Raw genomic sequence first — 16,716 nt, 5'->3', positions numbered from 1 at the left:
GTTTAGGATTAACTAAAAATTAAATAAAAAGTTAATAAGAATAAAAATTTAAATAAAAAAAATTAATAAAACCTAAATTAATTTTTAAAGAATAAATAAAAAAATCATTTTAAAATAGAAAGATAAAAACTTTAGAAAATTAGATTTAAAATTATTAAAACAATAATAAACTTAGAAAAATAATAATTAAAAAAAGTATTAATTAATTTTTAGATTCAAGAAGAGCATCTTTTATTGCATCCTTAACAAGACTTACACATTTTTCTCCTTCTTCATCAAGTCTTGCAACATCATTAGGATGATAACCACTACCTTCTAAAACATCATCAATATCAATTGATTTAATTACATTAGCACCTTTTTCTTCTAAAATTTTATTTACACATTGACTTTCACAACCATTAATTGCAATAACATCAAAATCATCTAAAAATTTAAGAAATTGTTCATTATCTGCAGCAACTGAACCCATACAAATTGAAATAACTTCATCAAAATCAACAGCCATATCTGATACTGCAGCACGTGCAACTAAACCATTTGGACTCATTCCAGTACATCCTGCAATTGCTATTTTCCTATCTTCTTCCATTTTATCTACCTAAAAAATTTAATTAAATTAGAATCAATATAATTTATAAAATTTATACTACTTATAAGTTTATAAATTTTATTATAAAATAAGTTTAAAATAGAAAAAATAAATATTCAAAACCTAAATAAAAAATAAAAACATTAAGCAATACTTTAAAAAAATACAAGCTAAAATTTAAAAATATATAAACTAAAAAAAGTTAAGAATGAAAAAGGATAATTAACCCTAAAAACTACCCTTTAAGTGATTAAAAAACTAAGGTATGAACCCTCACTTATAATATTTATATTAATAATATATAAACTTTACTTTAAATTTTTTTAATTTTACTTGAAAAATATAAATTAGAGTTTAAGTTTAAGTCAAATAAAAATTAAAAACCATGAAAAATTTAAATATAAAATCAAAAATAAAATTGTAAAAAAGACATAAACAGATAATACAATGAAAAAATACAATTTAATAAATAAAAAACAATAAAAACCAAAATCCAATAAAAAAACAGAAATTTAATAAATATAAGATAATAGAAAGTAAATCCAATAAAAAACAATAAATAAAAAATACTACAAAAATAATAAAACCAATATAAAAAACAAAGCAAACAAAGCACCAATAATAAGAAGCACAAAACCATACTTACTATCCTTTGTTTTACCCTTAATAATCCGTTTATTATGATAAATCGTCTCAGGCATCAAACTTAAAAGCTTACAAAAAATATAATCCCCTGACTTCCCATCATCATATAAACCCCTCAAATATTTTGCTGAAGGTCCCTGCAAAAAAGAATTTGAAAACATATATGACTTAATAAAAATAATCAAAGAACAAACATAACACACAATTGAAATAAAAAATAAAACCTTTAATACCCAATCAGAATAAGGATGAATAAGATTACTAAATAATGTAGCCTGCAAAGTTAACATTGCACCAGTCAACAAAATCATCTGACTATTCTTCTCATCAATCAACCAGTTACGATCAACCTCCTCATCATACACATGCAACATTAAATCCAATAATAACCCATCCTCACAATCACACAAAAACAATCACCCAAAAAAAATATATCACCTTATATTCCCCAATCTTTTTTTAATCTTTAGGAATATTATACTTCTCCCTTACTTTATCATCTTTAGTAACATCTTGATCCTCAATCAAATCCAAAAAATCATCCAAAGGTACTATTATGGTACTTTCAAGATCATAAGGATCATTATTTAATTCATAATCTACATATTTTATAAGACATTTATATTGAGGATATTGTATAATAAAATCAACTACATTCTGGAATTGTGCATCTATTCCTATTTCCTCGAATAATTTTTCATATTTTGCACGACGCATATAAACTCTTGAAAGCAAAGTCCAATTACTATCTTCCCTATCGGATCTTAATTTTCCCCATTCAGGATTAAATTTATTCAAAATAGCATAAAGGTCATCAGGTATTGCACCATTATAATTTAATAACTCATTAAATAAATCCTCAGGTAAATCCTTGATAAATTCAGTATCCTCAATAGAAAATTTATACACCATGATGATACACCCCCTCCTAATTTAATTATGTTATATTATGTTACTTATAGTATATATCTTTGATAATAGAAAGTAAATCCAATAAAAAACAATAAATACCTAAAAACAAGAAAAAACAGAAATTTAATAATAAAAAACAATAAAAACCAAAATTAATAAAAAAACAGAAATTTAATAAATATAAGATAATAGAAAGTAAATCCAATAAAAAACAATAAATACCTAAAAACAAGAAAAAACAGAAATTTAATAATAAAAATAGGATTTTAATAATAAAAAATATACTAAGAAAATTTATAAGAAATTATTCTCTAAAATTTTCATCAATATATTCATCTAATATTTTATAAGAATCATCAATAACTTCTTGAACATTATCTTGAGATAAATTAGATAATGCATCTACTGCAACATCAATATCTAAATCAACATTAAGTTCTTCATTTTCATAACTAATATCAGTTAAAACACATTGATCTATTACTTCTTTAGAGGTAACATATTTAGATAATTTATTTTCAGCAGTAGTTGTTAAAAACTCAGTTATTGCTTCTAAATCACTTTGTGACAATTTTTTTAGTTTTGACATTTATTCATCATCAACATAGTTTTTAAAAAATAAAAAATAAATTATAAAAATTAATTTATAATATTAAAAATATTAAAAATTAAAATATCTAAACTTAATTTAATTTAATAAATATAAATAAAAAGTATTTAAAATAATTATAAAAAATTAATATAATTAGTTAACTCCTAAACCTTTCATAGCACTTTGAATAGAAGTTTGCATTTCTTGAAGTTTTTTCATAACTCTTTCTTCTTGACGATCCATAGTTTTTTGTCTAATTTTAAGAGTTTCTAAATTTTCTTTAGTTTCTTCATAAACTTCATCACGATCTGCTTTAATAAGTAAACTACCTGCTGATTTAAATACTTCGGTATCTGAATCTGTTTTTTCAAGTTCTGCAAGTGCTCTTTCAGCTTCATTAACTTGAATATCGAGATTTTGTTTTTGAAGAGCTACAGCTTGAGCTTGTTGTTGTAAATTTTGGAATTGATTTAATTGTTCTTGTACATTTTGTGGAATATCCATATTATCACCTAATATTAATTATTATATCTCTAGAATTAACTTAAAGTTAAATTATTAATTTCCAAAGATAATTTAATCCATTTAATTGCAGAGTTTATAGAAGCTCTATAACTTGTTGCATCATTAGCATTTATATGAATTAAAATAGATTTTCCATCTAACTCAATATCCATACTAGATCTATAATCTGGAGATGTTTCAAATTCTAATAAAACAGCATCATAAATTATTTGAGCTTGTTTACTACTATCAAAACTAATCTCAATATTATGATTTATAGAATCTACAACTGTATTTATATCCTCCATAAAATCAGCCAATAATAAATAACTTTAAATTATTAATAAAATTAAAAATGATTAATTGTCTAAAATCTTCCTAACCGCAATTTTAAAATCTATTTTTTCTCCAAGTTTATTATAAAAATTAATAACAGCAATTTTTTGATCTACATAATTTTTTTCTTCATATTCTGCTTCATCTTCATCAGTATATCTATGAATATAAAGATAATTTTCTGTTGGATTATCATCTAATTCAGCATCAAGTAAATCAGCAATAATTTCTAACTCTTTAACATCACATTTAACCTTAAGATTTTTAGGATTAATATGAAGACGAGTATTTTGTGTATTTACTGTTACAAGAATAGATAAAACTTTTTCTGCTCTAGAAAAAAATGTAATTTTACTTGGATTTCCTTTAATTTCATAAACAAATGCAGTTGAATTATGACCTAAAACTGCAGATTTTAAAAGAATATCCCTAATACTGCTTTTACCCCTATTAACATACTCTGAACCAGTAGCATGCATTAAATTCTTACAGAATTTACGGGTATTTTGAGCAGGTTTTCTAGATGTAGAAATAAGCATATTATCACATTATATAAATAAAAAAAATAGTAGATAATTTATAATTATCTTGCTTTAATTGTTCTTTTTACAGCAGGAGTTTGTTTAAATAAAATTCTGTATCTACATTTTGGACATTTATTTTCTTCATAACTTTTATGATCCATTACATAGCCACAGTTAGGACATTTATACAATTAGTTTCCCCCTTTTTCACTAACACTACGTTTTGCAGATTTAACCATTGGGGTTTCAGGAGTGTAAGCTCCACCAGTAAAGACTGCACCACATTTTTTACATTTCCAGATTCCTGCAGCTATTCTTTTTACTCCAGGTCTGTCACATTGTGGGCAAACATGATTTTTTTTCATGTTTTCTTCAATAACTTTAACTGACCTTTTAGCTTTTCTTCCATACCTTGCACCATATTTTCCAGTGATACCTACTTTTTTTGTTCTAGCCATTATATTCTCTCCAATAAATAATTAATATAAAAAATATCCATTAATAAATGGAATTTAAGTAAAAAACTATTAAAATTAAATACTTAAATTAAGACTCCCATAATTTTCTTAATAAAAATATAAATCTTAATAAAAAAAATATCCTTAGACAAAATTCAGGAATATTGTAATATAAAATAAATATAACATAAATTTATCTATTATAATTAATTTATAATTTAATAATATTTAAAGTTAATGTTTTTTAATAGATTTTTACTAGAAAATAAGAAATAAAATTATTATTAAAACATTTCATTGATAATATTCTATTAAAAATAAAATAATAAGATTTTAAGTATAGATTAAGAAAAATTAATAGAATATTTAAATAATTATTTAATCTTAATAGTAAAAATCATATATAAATTAAATTTAACAATAAAAATATTAAATTAAATAAATATATTCTTAGTAAAATCTAATTTAAATTTGATAAAATCTCTTTATTTTTATTTAAAGCAATTTTTACAGAAGAAAATATTTCTTCTTTTGTTAATGGTTTATCTCCACCTTTTTGCATTGAACAAATACTACCTGATTCAGTAATACCAACAGATAATCTTGCAGATAAAACTTTTTCTTCATCAAGTGAAGGATCAATAAGCATTTTATCTCCAATTTTTACAAAGGTAGATAAAGCTACATTATGATTTAAAGGAACAGAAACAGTATTCTCTTCATCTAAAACAACTTCATCATCAACAATTGTTGCTTTAGGTAATTTACATGTTTTAAGTGCTGCATTAACAGCAAGGTTAGCACAATCAAAAAGATTTCCACAATTATCAATAACATGAATATCAATAAAAAGAATCCAAACATGTTTTCCTTCTTCAACACATAATTCATCTAATTTAACCATTTCACTTTCACGAATTCCACGATCAACAACACGTGCAAGTTCAATAGAATCAGATGAAGGTGGACCTGGTTCAAATTCAGGATCAGCCATAGGAAGTAACTCACAGTTAGTCATTAATACTCCTAAATTTGGAGTATCAGGGAAAGGTTCACCTAAACTAGGTTTAATACCTGCAATAACTTTAGTTCTACCTAATTTACAAATTGCGGAACCTTCAGCCTTAGGTATAATATCAGTTTCTATTTCAATATCTCTATATTCATCAAGAGCTCTTCCATCTTCCCTTTTATCATCATTAATAAGACTTACAATATTATCCTTTGTAATTTCTGGTGTTACATACATATTATCCCTCTAAATTTTTAACATAATGGTTTTTAAGAGCTTCTTTCTGAACTTTACTAACTTCCATACAACCTTCAATTGCTAAATTAATTGCTTCTTCAAATTCTTCATCAGTTAAATTACCATCAGTTTGTAATAAAGTAATTTCTCCAGTTCTAGGCATAATTACAACAGGAACATCAGCTTGACCTTCTTTATCTTCTACTTCAGATAAATCAAGTACAATTTGATCATCCATTTTACCTGCTGCACAACCAGCAACAATATCTTTCATTGGGACACCAGCATCTGCAAGTGCAACAGCTGCTGCAGTTACACCTGCACAACGAGTTCCACCTTCTGCTGCAATAACTTCAATATAAACTTCTACCATAGATCTTGGGAAACTTTCAAGTAATAATGCAGGACGTAATGCATCTGCAGTAATTTTTGAAATTTCATTAGATCTTCTATCAGGTCCTGGTCTTTTTCTACTATCTACAGAAAATGGTGCCATATTATATCTTACTTTAATTACACCAGAATCTGGACGTAAAAATCTTTTCATATAAGTTTCTTTTGGACCATAAACTGATGCTAAAATTTTATTTCCACCAACTTCAACATATGCAGAACCATCAGCTCTCTCTAACACTCCAACTTCAATTTTAATAGGACGAAGTTCATTATATGCTCTACCATCAGCCCTTAATTTTTTATCTTCACTAATAAAAATCACCTATTTCACAAAATTAAAACACATCTTTAAACATAATTCTAAAATGAATACAACAATTAAAAATCATTCTTTAATATAGAAAAACCACATTTTTTTCTATTGAAATTTTTTTTAGATTTACTTTTTTCAATACTCTCCAAATTATCAATAAAATCATTATTTCTTTTCTTATTTTCATTCATTTTAGCTTCTAATTCTTCTTGTTCAAGTTCTTCTTTGAAGTTTTGAAGTCTAGGTTTTTCTAATTCATATTTCTTATTATAAGAATTTTTCTTATTAAAACGTTTATTATTAAATCTTTTATGTCTATTATTATTTCTAAATGAATTTCTTCTATGATTACTTGAATCAATATTTAAATCTTTAGAAGATGAAACATCATCAGATTCAAAATTATATTCTCCATCATCTAAACCTTCAGGAATTTCACCATCAATATCTAGATATAATTTATCACGGATTCTATTAGTTAAACCAGATGTATGAGCTTCTCTTTCAATCATTTTAATAACATTTTTAGTTATTTGCTCCATGTCTTTTTCTCCTTTAACCCAAACAAGACCATTTTGACCAACAACGATTTTACATCCAGTTTTATCTTTAATCATATTAATCATGGAACCTTTTTTACCAATTAAACGAGGTACTTTAGTTGGAGCAATACTTACAATTATACCTCCTTTAAATTTACCCATTCCACGACCTTTAAGTCCTAATTTAGCTTTTTTAACTTCATCTACATCAATAACTCTTAAAAAAAGAACGTCTCCAACATTGAAAACTCTATTTAAATTTTTTTTATCTCTTCCAAAAACTTCAGATGCAGGTAAAATACCAGAATAAGGAGAATTAATATCTACATTCCACATAGAAAATTTAACATCAGTAATTTTACCAATTACAACATCCCCTCTTTTTGGAACATATTTACTTTTTAAAGGAATAACACTAACTTTCCTATTCCTTAAAGAAACTAAACCCATTAAAGAAGAACAAATTTTACCATCTTCTCTGAAAGTTCCTCTTCCTGAATAAAAGTCATCTTCTGCTAAAACTTCTCCAGGAATAACTAAATCTTTATTCTCTACATAAATCATTTTATACACACCGTATAAATAAATATTGATTAAATACAAGTAATTAAAAATCTAACACATCAACCAACAATCAAATCAATCAAATAAAGTAATTAAAACCTTAATACTCAATCAATATCAACAATTAAAATATTGTTTAAATATAAACATAATAAGTAAAAAAATAACCATCAGGTTATAATAAATGTGAAAAAAGGAATTTAAAATAATTTTAAATAAATTAAATAAATATAAATTTTTAAATTAAAACTTTTTACAATACTATTTTTTATAATATTAAAATTTCAATTCTTACCATGTATTTTTATCTACTAAAAATACTTAAACATTCAAGTAAACTAATTTTATTTAATTAAAATAATAAATATCCTTATTTTATTAAAAGATATTTAAAATATAAAATTTAAGACTTTAAATTTAAAGTCAAGAAAATAAATTAAAAAAATAATTTATAAAATTATTTAATTAATTTAGTTTCTGCATTACCATTTGATATCTCAGCCATTTTTCCAGAAAATTTATCTTGAAGACCACCAGGTATATCAACAACACCTATCCAAGAACCATCTTGTTGCCATTCTTCTTGATCAATTGTACCAAAACTTCTAATTGCAGAGTAAGCATGACCTGCAACATCTCCAGGTAACCTAACAGCCATTTTAACTCTTTCAAATCTAATTGGTATAAGAGGTCTAATAGCTTTAAGTGCAACTTTAACCTGTTGATCTACAGAAACAAAAGGATCAACTTTAACTTTAGCTTCATCCATAGCATTTTCTATTCTTTGTGGAGGATGAGGATAACCAGTTTGAGGATTAATAGATTCTCTTGAAATCTTATTAATAATTAATTTACGTTTTTCTTCCTGCATTTCTCTTTTTTGTTTTGCAGTAAGTTGAACATGACCCTTTTCAAGAATTTGTTTTGCTACATCTAATGGTTCAGTAGTACCAAAAATCTTTTCCATAGCCTCTTCTGATGCTAAATCACCTTTTTTAGAATCTTTAAATATTTCTTCAACAGCTAAAATTTTTTCAATAGGTACATCCTCAGCATCAGGATTTCTAAAGTCTGCAGCTAAATCTGGGTCAACTAAAATTTCGAAATGTTCTCCATATGACTCTAATTTAGCAATAATTGCATCATCAACATTTACCATTATTGACACCTAGATTAAATTTTTAAAAAAAAACTTATTCTTCAGAATCTTCAGATTCATCAGATTCTTCTTCAGAATCTTCTTCCTCTTCTTCAGGTTTGTTACGTTCTAAAAGTTCATCAACATATTTAGATACTTCATCATCACTAAGTTTTCTGTATTGTTCAGTATCTTTATCAATGACAGCAATTTCAACAGTTTTATCAGTAACTTTACCTTCAGTAGCTTCATATACTGCATCTAAAGCAAGATCAATTGCTTCATCTAAAGACATATCCTCTTGATATTTTTCTTCAAATACATCCATAGCTTCATTTCTACCTGCACCAATTGCAGTAGCTTTGTACTCAATTAATGCACCACTAGGATCTGTTTCGAATAATCTGCATTGACCTTTATTAATTCCACCAATAATAAGTGCAGAACCAAATGGTCTTACTCCACCATTTTGAGTATACATTTGTTTCATATCACATATTTTTTTAACTAATGATTCTACACGAATTGGTTCATTATAAGTAATTTTATTAATTTGAGATTCTACTCTTGCTCTATCAATTAAAACTCTTGCATCAGCAACAAGACCTGATGAAGCAGCACCAATATGATTATCAATTTGGAATATTTTTTCAATAGATTTAGGTTCTACTAATCTACTAGTAGATCTTTTATCTACAACAAGAACAATACCATCTTTTGATTTAATACCTAAAGAAGTAGTTCCTCTTTTTACAGCTTCTCTTGCATATTCTACTTGGAAAAGTCTTCCATCTGGGCTAAATACAGTAATTGCCCTATCATAACCAGCGTTTTGTAAAGGTTGCATATTTCTTACCTCGTTTAATTATACAATTAATATAATTTATTTTTATAGTTAATACAAATTAATATAATTAACCATTTTTCAAAAAACAAAAATCAAATCTCCATGATTTGATTACATAATATAAATTTCCTAATGTCCTTATAAAGATATATTATTTAACTTAAATAAAGTTTTCCAAAATTAACTTAAAAATAAACATAAATACTATTACTTAAAAATAAAACAAAAAATACAAAACTAAAAATCAAGACAAAAAAATACAAAACTAAAAAAAAAACATAAAATACAAACTAAAAAATAAGCCAAAAAAATACAAAACTAAAAAAAAAAACATAAAATACAAACTAAAAAATAAGCCAAAAAAATACAAAACTAAAAAAAAACATAAAATACAAACTAAAAAATAAGCCAAAACTAAAAAAAAACATAAAATACAAACTAAAAAATAAGCCAAAAAAAATACAAAACTAAAAAAAAACATAAAATACAAACTAAAAAATAAGCCAAAAAAAATACAAAACTAAAAAAAAACATAATAAAAAATTAACAAAATTAATTTTGAATATATTTAGATACTGCAGATTGAACTGTTCCAGATAGTGCAATTGTAGTTATTGCAATATCTTTACCATTAAATTTTGTTAAAGAAGAAATACCAGATCTTACTTCATCTTCAAATCCTCTTTGACATCTTAATACTGCTTTTGTATGAATATAATCATTACTATCTTCAATATTATAAACTCTCATTAACCAAAGATTAAAATTACTTGTTTCCATTTCACCAAAAAGACGAAGACAAGAATCCCAAATAGCTAAAATAAAATCATCCTTTGAAAAATGAACTTTTGTTTTAATATCTAAAACTAAATATCTATTATTTTTCCTAAGTGTTGGTGGTAAAACCTTCATTTTCATATAAATCAACTATACACTATTTTTTACTATAAACTAAATAAATAATAAAGTAAATTATTAAAAACTAAAAAAACCTAATAAACTAAATTAATTAAGCAATAAAAAAAGATAAAGAATTAATCAATCAAGCGAACACCTTGATAAATAATATTTTTATCTTTTGAAAAATCAATAATCTGCTTTGGATAATTATAGAAAACATCTTTAAGTTCATCATCATTTAATCCAAGAACCTTAAAGAAACTCATTATATCATAAGGTGTTCTAGAATCAAATATACTTTCACAACCACTAGTTACAATTAAAGGAAATTTAAATTTTCTATATAAATTAATAATATCTCTAAAGTTTGATAAAACTTTAGCCCTATATGATAAAAAATTGGTTAAAATATCTTTAAAACATAATTCAATAGCAACATTATTTTTTAATGATTCTTTTGCAAGAACGTGATTAATACCACATTCTCCATGTTTATAATATGGTCTTGATAAAACATCTACTTTATAATTTTCTAATGCTGCTCTATTAATATCATTTTTTCCACCAAAAACAGATAAATAATCTACTTTATTTCTATACTTTTGAACAGATTTTCTAAGTTCATTCTGATTTTTTACTTTAAGCTCTAAACCATAAGTAATATCAAATTCATCAAAAGATGAAGTTATATCATTAAGATTTTCTCTATAACTAAGAGAATCTTCATAATTATCAGTAGAATACATTATATTAAGATGATTCCATCCATAATTATATGCTTCTTTAATAATTTTAGAATCATTATCAAAATTAGAACCTTTTAAATTTAAATCATAAAATATCATTATAAAAAATCCTTTAATTAAATATTTAATATTTTATATTTTATTATAATTAAATTTTAATTTTAAAACTTGAAAATTATTAATACAAATAAATACTAAAAATACTAAAAATAAAAAAATTCTTAATTTAAAACTGTTTATAGTAAATATAAAACTTGAAAATAGCTAAAATATAAATTAAAATAATTAAAATAAAAATAATGTAAAATAATATAAATTGAATTAGTTAAAATAAAAATACTATAAATAAAAATACTATAAATTAAAATACTGTAAATTAAAATAATTAAAATAAAAATACTATAAATTAAAAGAATAAATTATTGTAATTTTTCTTTAATAAATTCTTTCATATTTTTAACGGCAATCTCTTTTTTAGCAGGATATGCTTCAACTTTAATTTTTAAATGAATACTATCTCCATTATCAATAATATGCCAATCTTCATCAATTGCATCTTCTTTTGATAATCTTAAAAATAAATTACATTGATCATCCATTTTCTTATCAATATCATCGTATAATTTAATTATTTCATCAGTACCTAATTCTTCAAATAAATTATTTAAAAAATCTTTAAGATACCTTTTTTTATCAATAACACCAGACAATATAATAATTTCATCTTCAAGTAATCCTTCAGCTTCTTCTACTTCAGGAATTACATCAGGAAAAATGTTATTTAAAGCAGTTCTAAGTTCTTGTTCATCTTCATTTTCATAAACAAACATACGATATTTAATATTGTGAATCATATAAATCATCAAATAATTTTAAAAATAGTTAAGTCAAAATCTGGAATAAACAATAAAATCCAAATAAATATTATGAAATTTTAAATTATTAAAATTTATAGTTAAATAAATTTCATAAAAAAAATGTAAAAATTCTAAATAAAATACAATTAAAAATTCCAGATAAATTATTAAAAATTATACTAAAATTAAAATAAAAAAAGTAAGAAGAATTATCTTCTTCTTGCTTGTTCTGAACCTTTTCCTCTAAAGGAAAGTCCACGACCTTTTTTACCAGCACTAGTTAAACCTCTACCAGCTCTATCTTTGTGTTGGTTTTCACAAATCCAATTGATTTTAGGATCATTTTTAATACTTGGACATTGTGGGTCAACTAAAATTACTTCAAAGTATTTGAATTTACCATCAGCCCATACCCAGTAAGAGTTTAATACTTCCATGTTAGGGTATTTTTTAGATACACGTTCTTCAGCAATCCTTTGAATAGATTTTGATGCTGTAATTTTGTTTACTCCCATTTTAGATGGTTTACGTCCAGAGGTGAAACGGGATTTTCTTCTTGAACCACGTCTTACTCTAGTTCTTACTACAACATATCCATTTTTAGCTTTGTAACCTAAGGATCGTGCACGGTCTAATCTAGTAGGCCTTTCAATTCTTGTTATAACTGGTTGTTTTCTCCATTTAGGAGCTCTTTCCCACATGAGTTCTCTTACATAAGATTCATCTGGGTTTTTCCATGCGTCTCTAATATATTTATACATCATAAATAAACACCTTTTTTTGTTCAGCTTAACGCCACATCCCGGGACAATATATCCCAAATCGTTGAGACTATAAAACTAGTTAATAATTATTAGAAAAAAATTAAAATCATAGTAAAAATAGTATATCTTACAACGATAATAAAATATTTGTTAAAGATACATATAAACCTTATGTTAAATAGCTAAAAAATTAAGATTTTTCAATAAATAGAAAATAATTAAATTATAATTAAATACTAAAAACAAATTTCTATTTAAAATTTGTTTATAACTAAATATAAATTTAATCTAAAAGATTTTCTATAAAATTTAATTAATAAATAAATCTATTATAATAAATAATTTTTATAGAATATTAATCTATAAGTTTATTATATTTACAACTATAAAATAAGTAAAATAAAATAAATCTCAAATTAATGAGATTTATAAGTAAATTATAATGCTTTTAAAGTGTTTACAGCTTGCATAAATGCAGGCATTCCAGAAGTTAAAAGAACAATTCTTAAAACATCCATGATTTCATCTTTAGTAATATCAAGTTCATTCATTGCACTTTTCATTTGTTGTTTTGTTGCATGAGTATCTGCTTTAGAAGCTGCAATACCAATTGCAATTAATTTCTGTGTTTTATAATCAAGATGGTTACCAGTATATACTGCATCATTAAGTTTTACAATAACATCATATATTTCTGGATAATCTTCTTTAACATCACACATTGATTTACTATAAAATTTTTGTTCTTTCATAATATCCCACTAATAAATTTTTGAGTATAAACTCTTAATAATATTTAATAATTTCTAAAAATATAAAATTTTCTAAAATTATATAATTTAAATTTTAAGTTAAATAAGAAATAAACTTAAAAAATTTAATAAATAGATAAAATTAGTAAATTAATTAATTAAATAAAAAATAAAATAACACTAAAAAACAAACAAACTACTTAAATAAAAAAATAAAACAAACACAACACAAATTAAAATAAAAAAACAACAATAAAAACAAAGAAATCAAAATAATAAAACAAGTACTAAAAAAGTAATTAATTGAATATACAATTAATTACATATGATAAAGAATAACACTATACTTATTCACAAGTAATAGTACCATCATAAGTCATAGTTTTAAAATCACAAGATTTACCTGGTTTTAAAACAAAAATTGGAGAGTTAGCTAACATAAGATTGTTGCATATTTCTCTTCTACTAGTATCAGGAATTTCTTGAGGGTTGATTTTTTCATTATTTTCTCCTTCAAAATAGAAATCTTCTTCAGGACCGTCTCTTTTTAATTCAAAATCAACAGTTGTATTTTTTTTAACATTTTTAGCATTTATTTTATATGATATCATTAAAATTACCTCAATTATCTTTATATAACTTAAAGTTAATAAAAGTTTTTATTTAAAAATTAAATATTTCATTAAAATTAAGTTTTTTTAAATTTTAATTAAAACTTTAAGTATTAATGATTTTTAATAATATCATTTAAAGTATTTTCAAATTTATCAGTAATTACTTCCCAATCATTATCTTTAACATATTCACGTGCAATTTTAGATAGTTTTTCATATTTACCTTCATCAATAATAGATTGTGCTTTATCTAAAACTTCACTTGCTTCATGAACATATTCAACACCATGATTATATCCAAATTCTGTTGAGATTCCAGGAAGTTCTGTTGCAATAACTACTTTTTCCATAGCAAGATATTCATATATTTTAATTGGTACAATATCTTGCATAATTTCTTCATCTATATATGCAGGAAGTAGACAGAAATCTGCTAAAGATAAAAATTCTGGAATCTTTTCAAAAGGTTGACGACCAGTTAAAATAAGCTGATTAGATAAATCATATTCTTCTTTAATCTTTAATAAATCATCATAAGCATCACCATCACCTACAATGATGATTTTATAATTTGGATATTTATCTTTATTTTTACCTAAAGTAATAGCTAATTCTTTCATACCAGCAAAATCATAAATAAAACCCATAAAAAATAGTACAATATCATCATCTTTAATACCATACTCTGCTTTTATATTTGATGAATCAAGATTTGGATTATATGATTTAAGATCTATTCCAGCATCAATTTTAATTGTATTTTCTGGATTTGCACCAAGATTAATTGCAAGTTCAGATAGTTTTTCATTAATTGTAATGACTTTATCTGCATTTTTTATAGCTTTTTTATTTATATATTTACCAAAGGATTGGAATACTTTCTCAGGAATTAATGCATATAATACATCAATTAAATAATATACAAAAGGTATATTATTTTTTTTACATAAACAAGATGCAGAATATGCATTAAGTAAACCTAATCCTACAATAACATCAGGTTTAAATTCTTTAATCTGTTTTTTAATTTCAGATTTATGAGAATTATAAAGAGACATATAATTAAGTACAGGTTTTTTAATAAAACCAGGTCTAATAACTTGAATATTTGCTCTTTTATCTACTTTATAAACATTATCAATAACTTCTCTTTCATATTTATTACCTTCAGGAGAATCTTTAGGCCAATCAATAGGATAATCAATAACTTTAATTTCATGACCACGTACAGACATTCTATCCATAAGGTGATGTTGTTGATGAGGATTCCTTTTAATCCAATCAGATTCTTGTACTACTAAAATTTTCATAACAATCAATAAAACAGTTTATAATAAAAAATAAGATTTTAAATCTAAAAAATAGTTATATAAAATAAAATTAAAAAAATAGAAGTTTGAAAGAATCAAACTAACTAGTCAAATTCAGCAGATTCTTGAATATTATCCCAATTATCAACAAACCAATCATGAACTTTAACAAGTCCATCATCAAAGGAAACAGTAGGTTTGTATCCTAAAAGATCTTTAGCTTTATCAATAGAAGATAAAAGTTTAGTTTTAGCATCCCAATTTCTTCTTTCTTTAAATTCAATACCTGCTTCATTTCCAGATAATTCATTTACACGATTAGCCATATCAATAACTCTATGATCTTTACCAGAACCAAGATTAATAGCTTCACCAATAGCATCTTCTTCAATACCCATAGCTAAAAGACCATTACATATATCACCTACAAAAGTCCAATCACGTGTTTCTGTACCTTCACCAGTAATAGGTAATGCTTGACCATTCATAGCCCAATAAAAGAAGTTAGGAATTACATTTCTGTATTTTCCAGGAACTTCACCAGGACCAAATACATTAAAGAATCTTGCATTTACAATAGGTAAATCATATAAGTTATGGAAGTAATTAGTATATAATTCTCCTAAAAGTTTTGTTAATTGATATGGAGTATGTAATGAAATAGAGATATCATCTTCTTTAAATGGCATTTTAGATTCAAGACCATATACTCCACAACCAGATGAAGAAAATATAAATCTATCTACACCAGTAAGTTGTGCATGTTCTAAAGTTTTAAGAATACCCATACCATTAACCATTAAATCAGTTTCTGGTTGATCTACACTATTTTGATTTGCAAAATGAGCAGCTAAATGATATACAATATCAGGTTGTTCTTTAAAAACCCTATTTAAATCTTCATCATTTCTAATATCCCCTTCTACAAACTCAATATTCTCATGTTTAGGAATATTCCAATGATAAGCAGAAGACATATTATCAAAAATAATAACCCTTGCACCTAAATTTGCAAGTTTTTTAGTTAAATTACTACCAACACAACCTGCTCCACCAGTTACTAAAACTGTTTTTCCATCAAATTCATTATATGTTCTCATTAATAATCACGTCATAAAAATAATTATAAATTATAAATAAAAATAAAATATTTAACATTAT

22 protein-coding genes are annotated in these 16,716 nt (G+C 24.1%); all 22 read right to left on the bottom strand.

Annotated elements, in window-relative coordinates; all coding sequences use genetic code 11:
- Positions 1–202: 202 nt before the first annotated feature.
- Positions 203–592 (bottom strand): putative zinc-binding protein, encoded by a 390-nt coding sequence (locus T523_RS07970; RefSeq protein ID WP_042708436.1) that lies wholly within the window; start codon positions 590–592, stop codon positions 203–205.
- A 569-nt stretch (positions 593–1,161) separates the two neighbouring features.
- Positions 1,162–1,647: a hypothetical protein gene (locus tag T523_RS07965; protein WP_042708435.1), complete on the bottom strand. Its 486-nt coding sequence runs from the start codon at positions 1,645–1,647 to the stop codon at positions 1,162–1,164.
- A 49-nt stretch (positions 1,648–1,696) separates the two neighbouring features.
- A complete protein-coding gene (locus T523_RS07960; RefSeq protein ID WP_042708434.1) occupies positions 1,697–2,149 on the bottom strand; it encodes a hypothetical protein in 453 nt (150 codons plus the stop codon).
- A gap of 304 nt (positions 2,150–2,453) precedes the next feature.
- On the bottom strand, positions 2,454–2,738 hold the full coding sequence (locus tag T523_RS07955; RefSeq protein WP_042708433.1) for a DUF3194 domain-containing protein: 285 nt from the start codon (positions 2,736–2,738) through the stop codon (positions 2,454–2,456).
- A 156-nt stretch (positions 2,739–2,894) separates the two neighbouring features.
- Positions 2,895–3,245, bottom strand: coding sequence for a prefoldin subunit beta (locus T523_RS07950; RefSeq protein ID WP_042708432.1), 351 nt, complete (start codon positions 3,243–3,245; stop codon positions 2,895–2,897).
- Positions 3,246–3,280: 35 nt separating this feature from the next.
- Complete coding sequence (locus T523_RS07945; protein ID WP_042708466.1) at positions 3,281–3,553, bottom strand: KEOPS complex subunit Pcc1; 273 nt, start codon at positions 3,551–3,553, stop codon at positions 3,281–3,283.
- Between the two features lie 51 nt (positions 3,554–3,604).
- Positions 3,605–4,120 carry a ribonucleotide-diphosphate reductase subunit beta gene (locus T523_RS07940; protein WP_042708431.1) on the bottom strand — a complete coding sequence of 172 codons (516 nt, stop codon included), beginning with the start codon at positions 4,118–4,120 and terminating at the stop codon, positions 3,605–3,607.
- Between the two features lie 44 nt (positions 4,121–4,164).
- On the bottom strand, positions 4,165–4,296 hold the full coding sequence (locus tag T523_RS07935) for an Rpo12/RPC10 RNA polymerase subunit family protein (protein ID WP_042708430.1): 132 nt from the start codon (positions 4,294–4,296) through the stop codon (positions 4,165–4,167).
- Positions 4,297–4,563 (bottom strand): 50S ribosomal protein L37Ae, encoded by a 267-nt coding sequence (gene rpl37A, locus T523_RS07930; RefSeq protein ID WP_042708429.1) that lies wholly within the window; start codon positions 4,561–4,563, stop codon positions 4,297–4,299. It abuts the gene before it with no gap.
- A gap of 460 nt (positions 4,564–5,023) precedes the next feature.
- A complete protein-coding gene (rrp42, locus tag T523_RS07925) occupies positions 5,024–5,812 on the bottom strand; it encodes an exosome complex protein Rrp42 (protein WP_042708428.1) in 789 nt (262 codons plus the stop codon).
- 1 nt (position 5,813) lies between these two features.
- Complete coding sequence (rrp41, locus tag T523_RS07920; protein ID WP_042708427.1) at positions 5,814–6,530, bottom strand: exosome complex exonuclease Rrp41; 717 nt, start codon at positions 6,528–6,530, stop codon at positions 5,814–5,816.
- Positions 6,531–6,586: 56 nt separating this feature from the next.
- Positions 6,587–7,627 carry an exosome complex RNA-binding protein Rrp4 gene (gene rrp4 / locus T523_RS07915; protein WP_042708426.1) on the bottom strand — a complete coding sequence of 347 codons (1,041 nt, stop codon included), beginning with the start codon at positions 7,625–7,627 and terminating at the stop codon, positions 6,587–6,589.
- 457 nt (positions 7,628–8,084) lie between these two features.
- Complete coding sequence (locus tag T523_RS07910) at positions 8,085–8,786, bottom strand: ribosome assembly factor SBDS (RefSeq protein ID WP_042708425.1); 702 nt, start codon at positions 8,784–8,786, stop codon at positions 8,085–8,087.
- 34 nt (positions 8,787–8,820) lie between these two features.
- Entirely contained in the window at positions 8,821–9,612 is a 792-nt protein-coding gene (psmA, locus tag T523_RS07905; RefSeq protein WP_042708424.1) for an archaeal proteasome endopeptidase complex subunit alpha, read from the bottom strand.
- Positions 9,613–10,164: 552 nt separating this feature from the next.
- Positions 10,165–10,530: an Rpp14/Pop5 family protein gene (locus T523_RS07900; RefSeq protein ID WP_042708423.1), complete on the bottom strand. Its 366-nt coding sequence runs from the start codon at positions 10,528–10,530 to the stop codon at positions 10,165–10,167.
- 116 nt (positions 10,531–10,646) lie between these two features.
- Positions 10,647–11,357 carry a ribonuclease P protein component 3 gene (gene rnp3 / locus T523_RS07895; RefSeq protein ID WP_052334698.1) on the bottom strand — a complete coding sequence of 237 codons (711 nt, stop codon included), beginning with the start codon at positions 11,355–11,357 and terminating at the stop codon, positions 10,647–10,649.
- 320 nt (positions 11,358–11,677) lie between these two features.
- Positions 11,678–12,112: an RNA-binding protein gene (locus T523_RS07890; RefSeq protein WP_042708422.1), complete on the bottom strand. Its 435-nt coding sequence runs from the start codon at positions 12,110–12,112 to the stop codon at positions 11,678–11,680.
- Between the two features lie 212 nt (positions 12,113–12,324).
- Complete coding sequence (locus T523_RS07885) at positions 12,325–12,876, bottom strand: 50S ribosomal protein L15e (protein WP_042708464.1); 552 nt, start codon at positions 12,874–12,876, stop codon at positions 12,325–12,327.
- A gap of 440 nt (positions 12,877–13,316) precedes the next feature.
- Positions 13,317–13,631 (bottom strand): carboxymuconolactone decarboxylase family protein, encoded by a 315-nt coding sequence (locus T523_RS07880; protein ID WP_042708421.1) that lies wholly within the window; start codon positions 13,629–13,631, stop codon positions 13,317–13,319.
- Between the two features lie 347 nt (positions 13,632–13,978).
- A complete protein-coding gene (locus T523_RS07875) occupies positions 13,979–14,242 on the bottom strand; it encodes a hypothetical protein (RefSeq protein ID WP_042708419.1) in 264 nt (87 codons plus the stop codon).
- Positions 14,243–14,355: 113 nt separating this feature from the next.
- Positions 14,356–15,555, bottom strand: a complete 1,200-nt coding sequence (locus T523_RS07870; protein ID WP_042708418.1) for a glycosyltransferase — start codon at positions 15,553–15,555, stop codon at positions 14,356–14,358.
- Positions 15,556–15,659: 104 nt separating this feature from the next.
- Positions 15,660–16,655: an SDR family NAD(P)-dependent oxidoreductase gene (locus T523_RS07865; RefSeq protein WP_042708415.1), complete on the bottom strand. Its 996-nt coding sequence runs from the start codon at positions 16,653–16,655 to the stop codon at positions 15,660–15,662.
- Positions 16,656–16,716 lie beyond the last annotated feature (61 nt).

Source organism: Methanobrevibacter wolinii SH (genome assembly GCF_000621965.1).
GTDB classification, from domain to species: Archaea; Methanobacteriota; Methanobacteria; order Methanobacteriales; family Methanobacteriaceae; genus Methanarmilla; species Methanarmilla wolinii.
Note: the sequence above shows the minus strand (reverse complement) of the source record. Positions and strands in the feature narration are given on the sequence as shown.

Excerpts from the sequence above, each read along its gene's own strand:
- T523_RS07970 (WP_042708436.1), bottom strand. The coding sequence starts at position 592 with ATGGAAGAAGATAGGAAAATAGCAATTGCAGGATGTACTGGAATGAGT.
- T523_RS07960 (WP_042708434.1), bottom strand. The coding sequence starts at position 2,149 with ATGGTGTATAAATTTTCTATTGAGGATACTGAATTTATCAAGGATTTA.
- T523_RS07955 (WP_042708433.1), bottom strand. The coding sequence starts at position 2,738 with ATGTCAAAACTAAAAAAATTGTCACAAAGTGATTTAGAAGCAATAACT.
- T523_RS07950 (WP_042708432.1), bottom strand. The coding sequence starts at position 3,245 with ATGGATATTCCACAAAATGTACAAGAACAATTAAATCAATTCCAAAAT.
- T523_RS07945 (WP_042708466.1), bottom strand. The coding sequence starts at position 3,553 with ATGGAGGATATAAATACAGTTGTAGATTCTATAAATCATAATATTGAG.
- T523_RS07940 (WP_042708431.1), bottom strand. The coding sequence starts at position 4,120 with ATGCTTATTTCTACATCTAGAAAACCTGCTCAAAATACCCGTAAATTC.
- rpl37A (WP_042708429.1), bottom strand. The coding sequence starts at position 4,563 with ATGGCTAGAACAAAAAAAGTAGGTATCACTGGAAAATATGGTGCAAGG.
- rrp42 (WP_042708428.1), bottom strand. The coding sequence starts at position 5,812 with ATGTATGTAACACCAGAAATTACAAAGGATAATATTGTAAGTCTTATT.
- rrp4 (WP_042708426.1), bottom strand. The coding sequence starts at position 7,627 with ATGATTTATGTAGAGAATAAAGATTTAGTTATTCCTGGAGAAGTTTTA.
- T523_RS07910 (WP_042708425.1), bottom strand. The coding sequence starts at position 8,786 with ATGGTAAATGTTGATGATGCAATTATTGCTAAATTAGAGTCATATGGA.
- psmA (WP_042708424.1), bottom strand. The coding sequence starts at position 9,612 with ATGCAACCTTTACAAAACGCTGGTTATGATAGGGCAATTACTGTATTT.
- T523_RS07900 (WP_042708423.1), bottom strand. The coding sequence starts at position 10,530 with ATGAAAATGAAGGTTTTACCACCAACACTTAGGAAAAATAATAGATAT.
- rnp3 (WP_052334698.1), bottom strand. The coding sequence starts at position 11,357 with ATGATATTTTATGATTTAAATTTAAAAGGTTCTAATTTTGATAATGAT.
- T523_RS07890 (WP_042708422.1), bottom strand. The coding sequence starts at position 12,112 with ATGATTCACAATATTAAATATCGTATGTTTGTTTATGAAAATGAAGAT.
- T523_RS07885 (WP_042708464.1), bottom strand. The coding sequence starts at position 12,876 with ATGTATAAATATATTAGAGACGCATGGAAAAACCCAGATGAATCTTAT.
- T523_RS07880 (WP_042708421.1), bottom strand. The coding sequence starts at position 13,631 with ATGAAAGAACAAAAATTTTATAGTAAATCAATGTGTGATGTTAAAGAA.
- T523_RS07875 (WP_042708419.1), bottom strand. The coding sequence starts at position 14,242 with ATGATATCATATAAAATAAATGCTAAAAATGTTAAAAAAAATACAACT.
- T523_RS07870 (WP_042708418.1), bottom strand. The coding sequence starts at position 15,555 with ATGAAAATTTTAGTAGTACAAGAATCTGATTGGATTAAAAGGAATCCT.
- T523_RS07865 (WP_042708415.1), bottom strand. The coding sequence starts at position 16,655 with ATGAGAACATATAATGAATTTGATGGAAAAACAGTTTTAGTAACTGGT.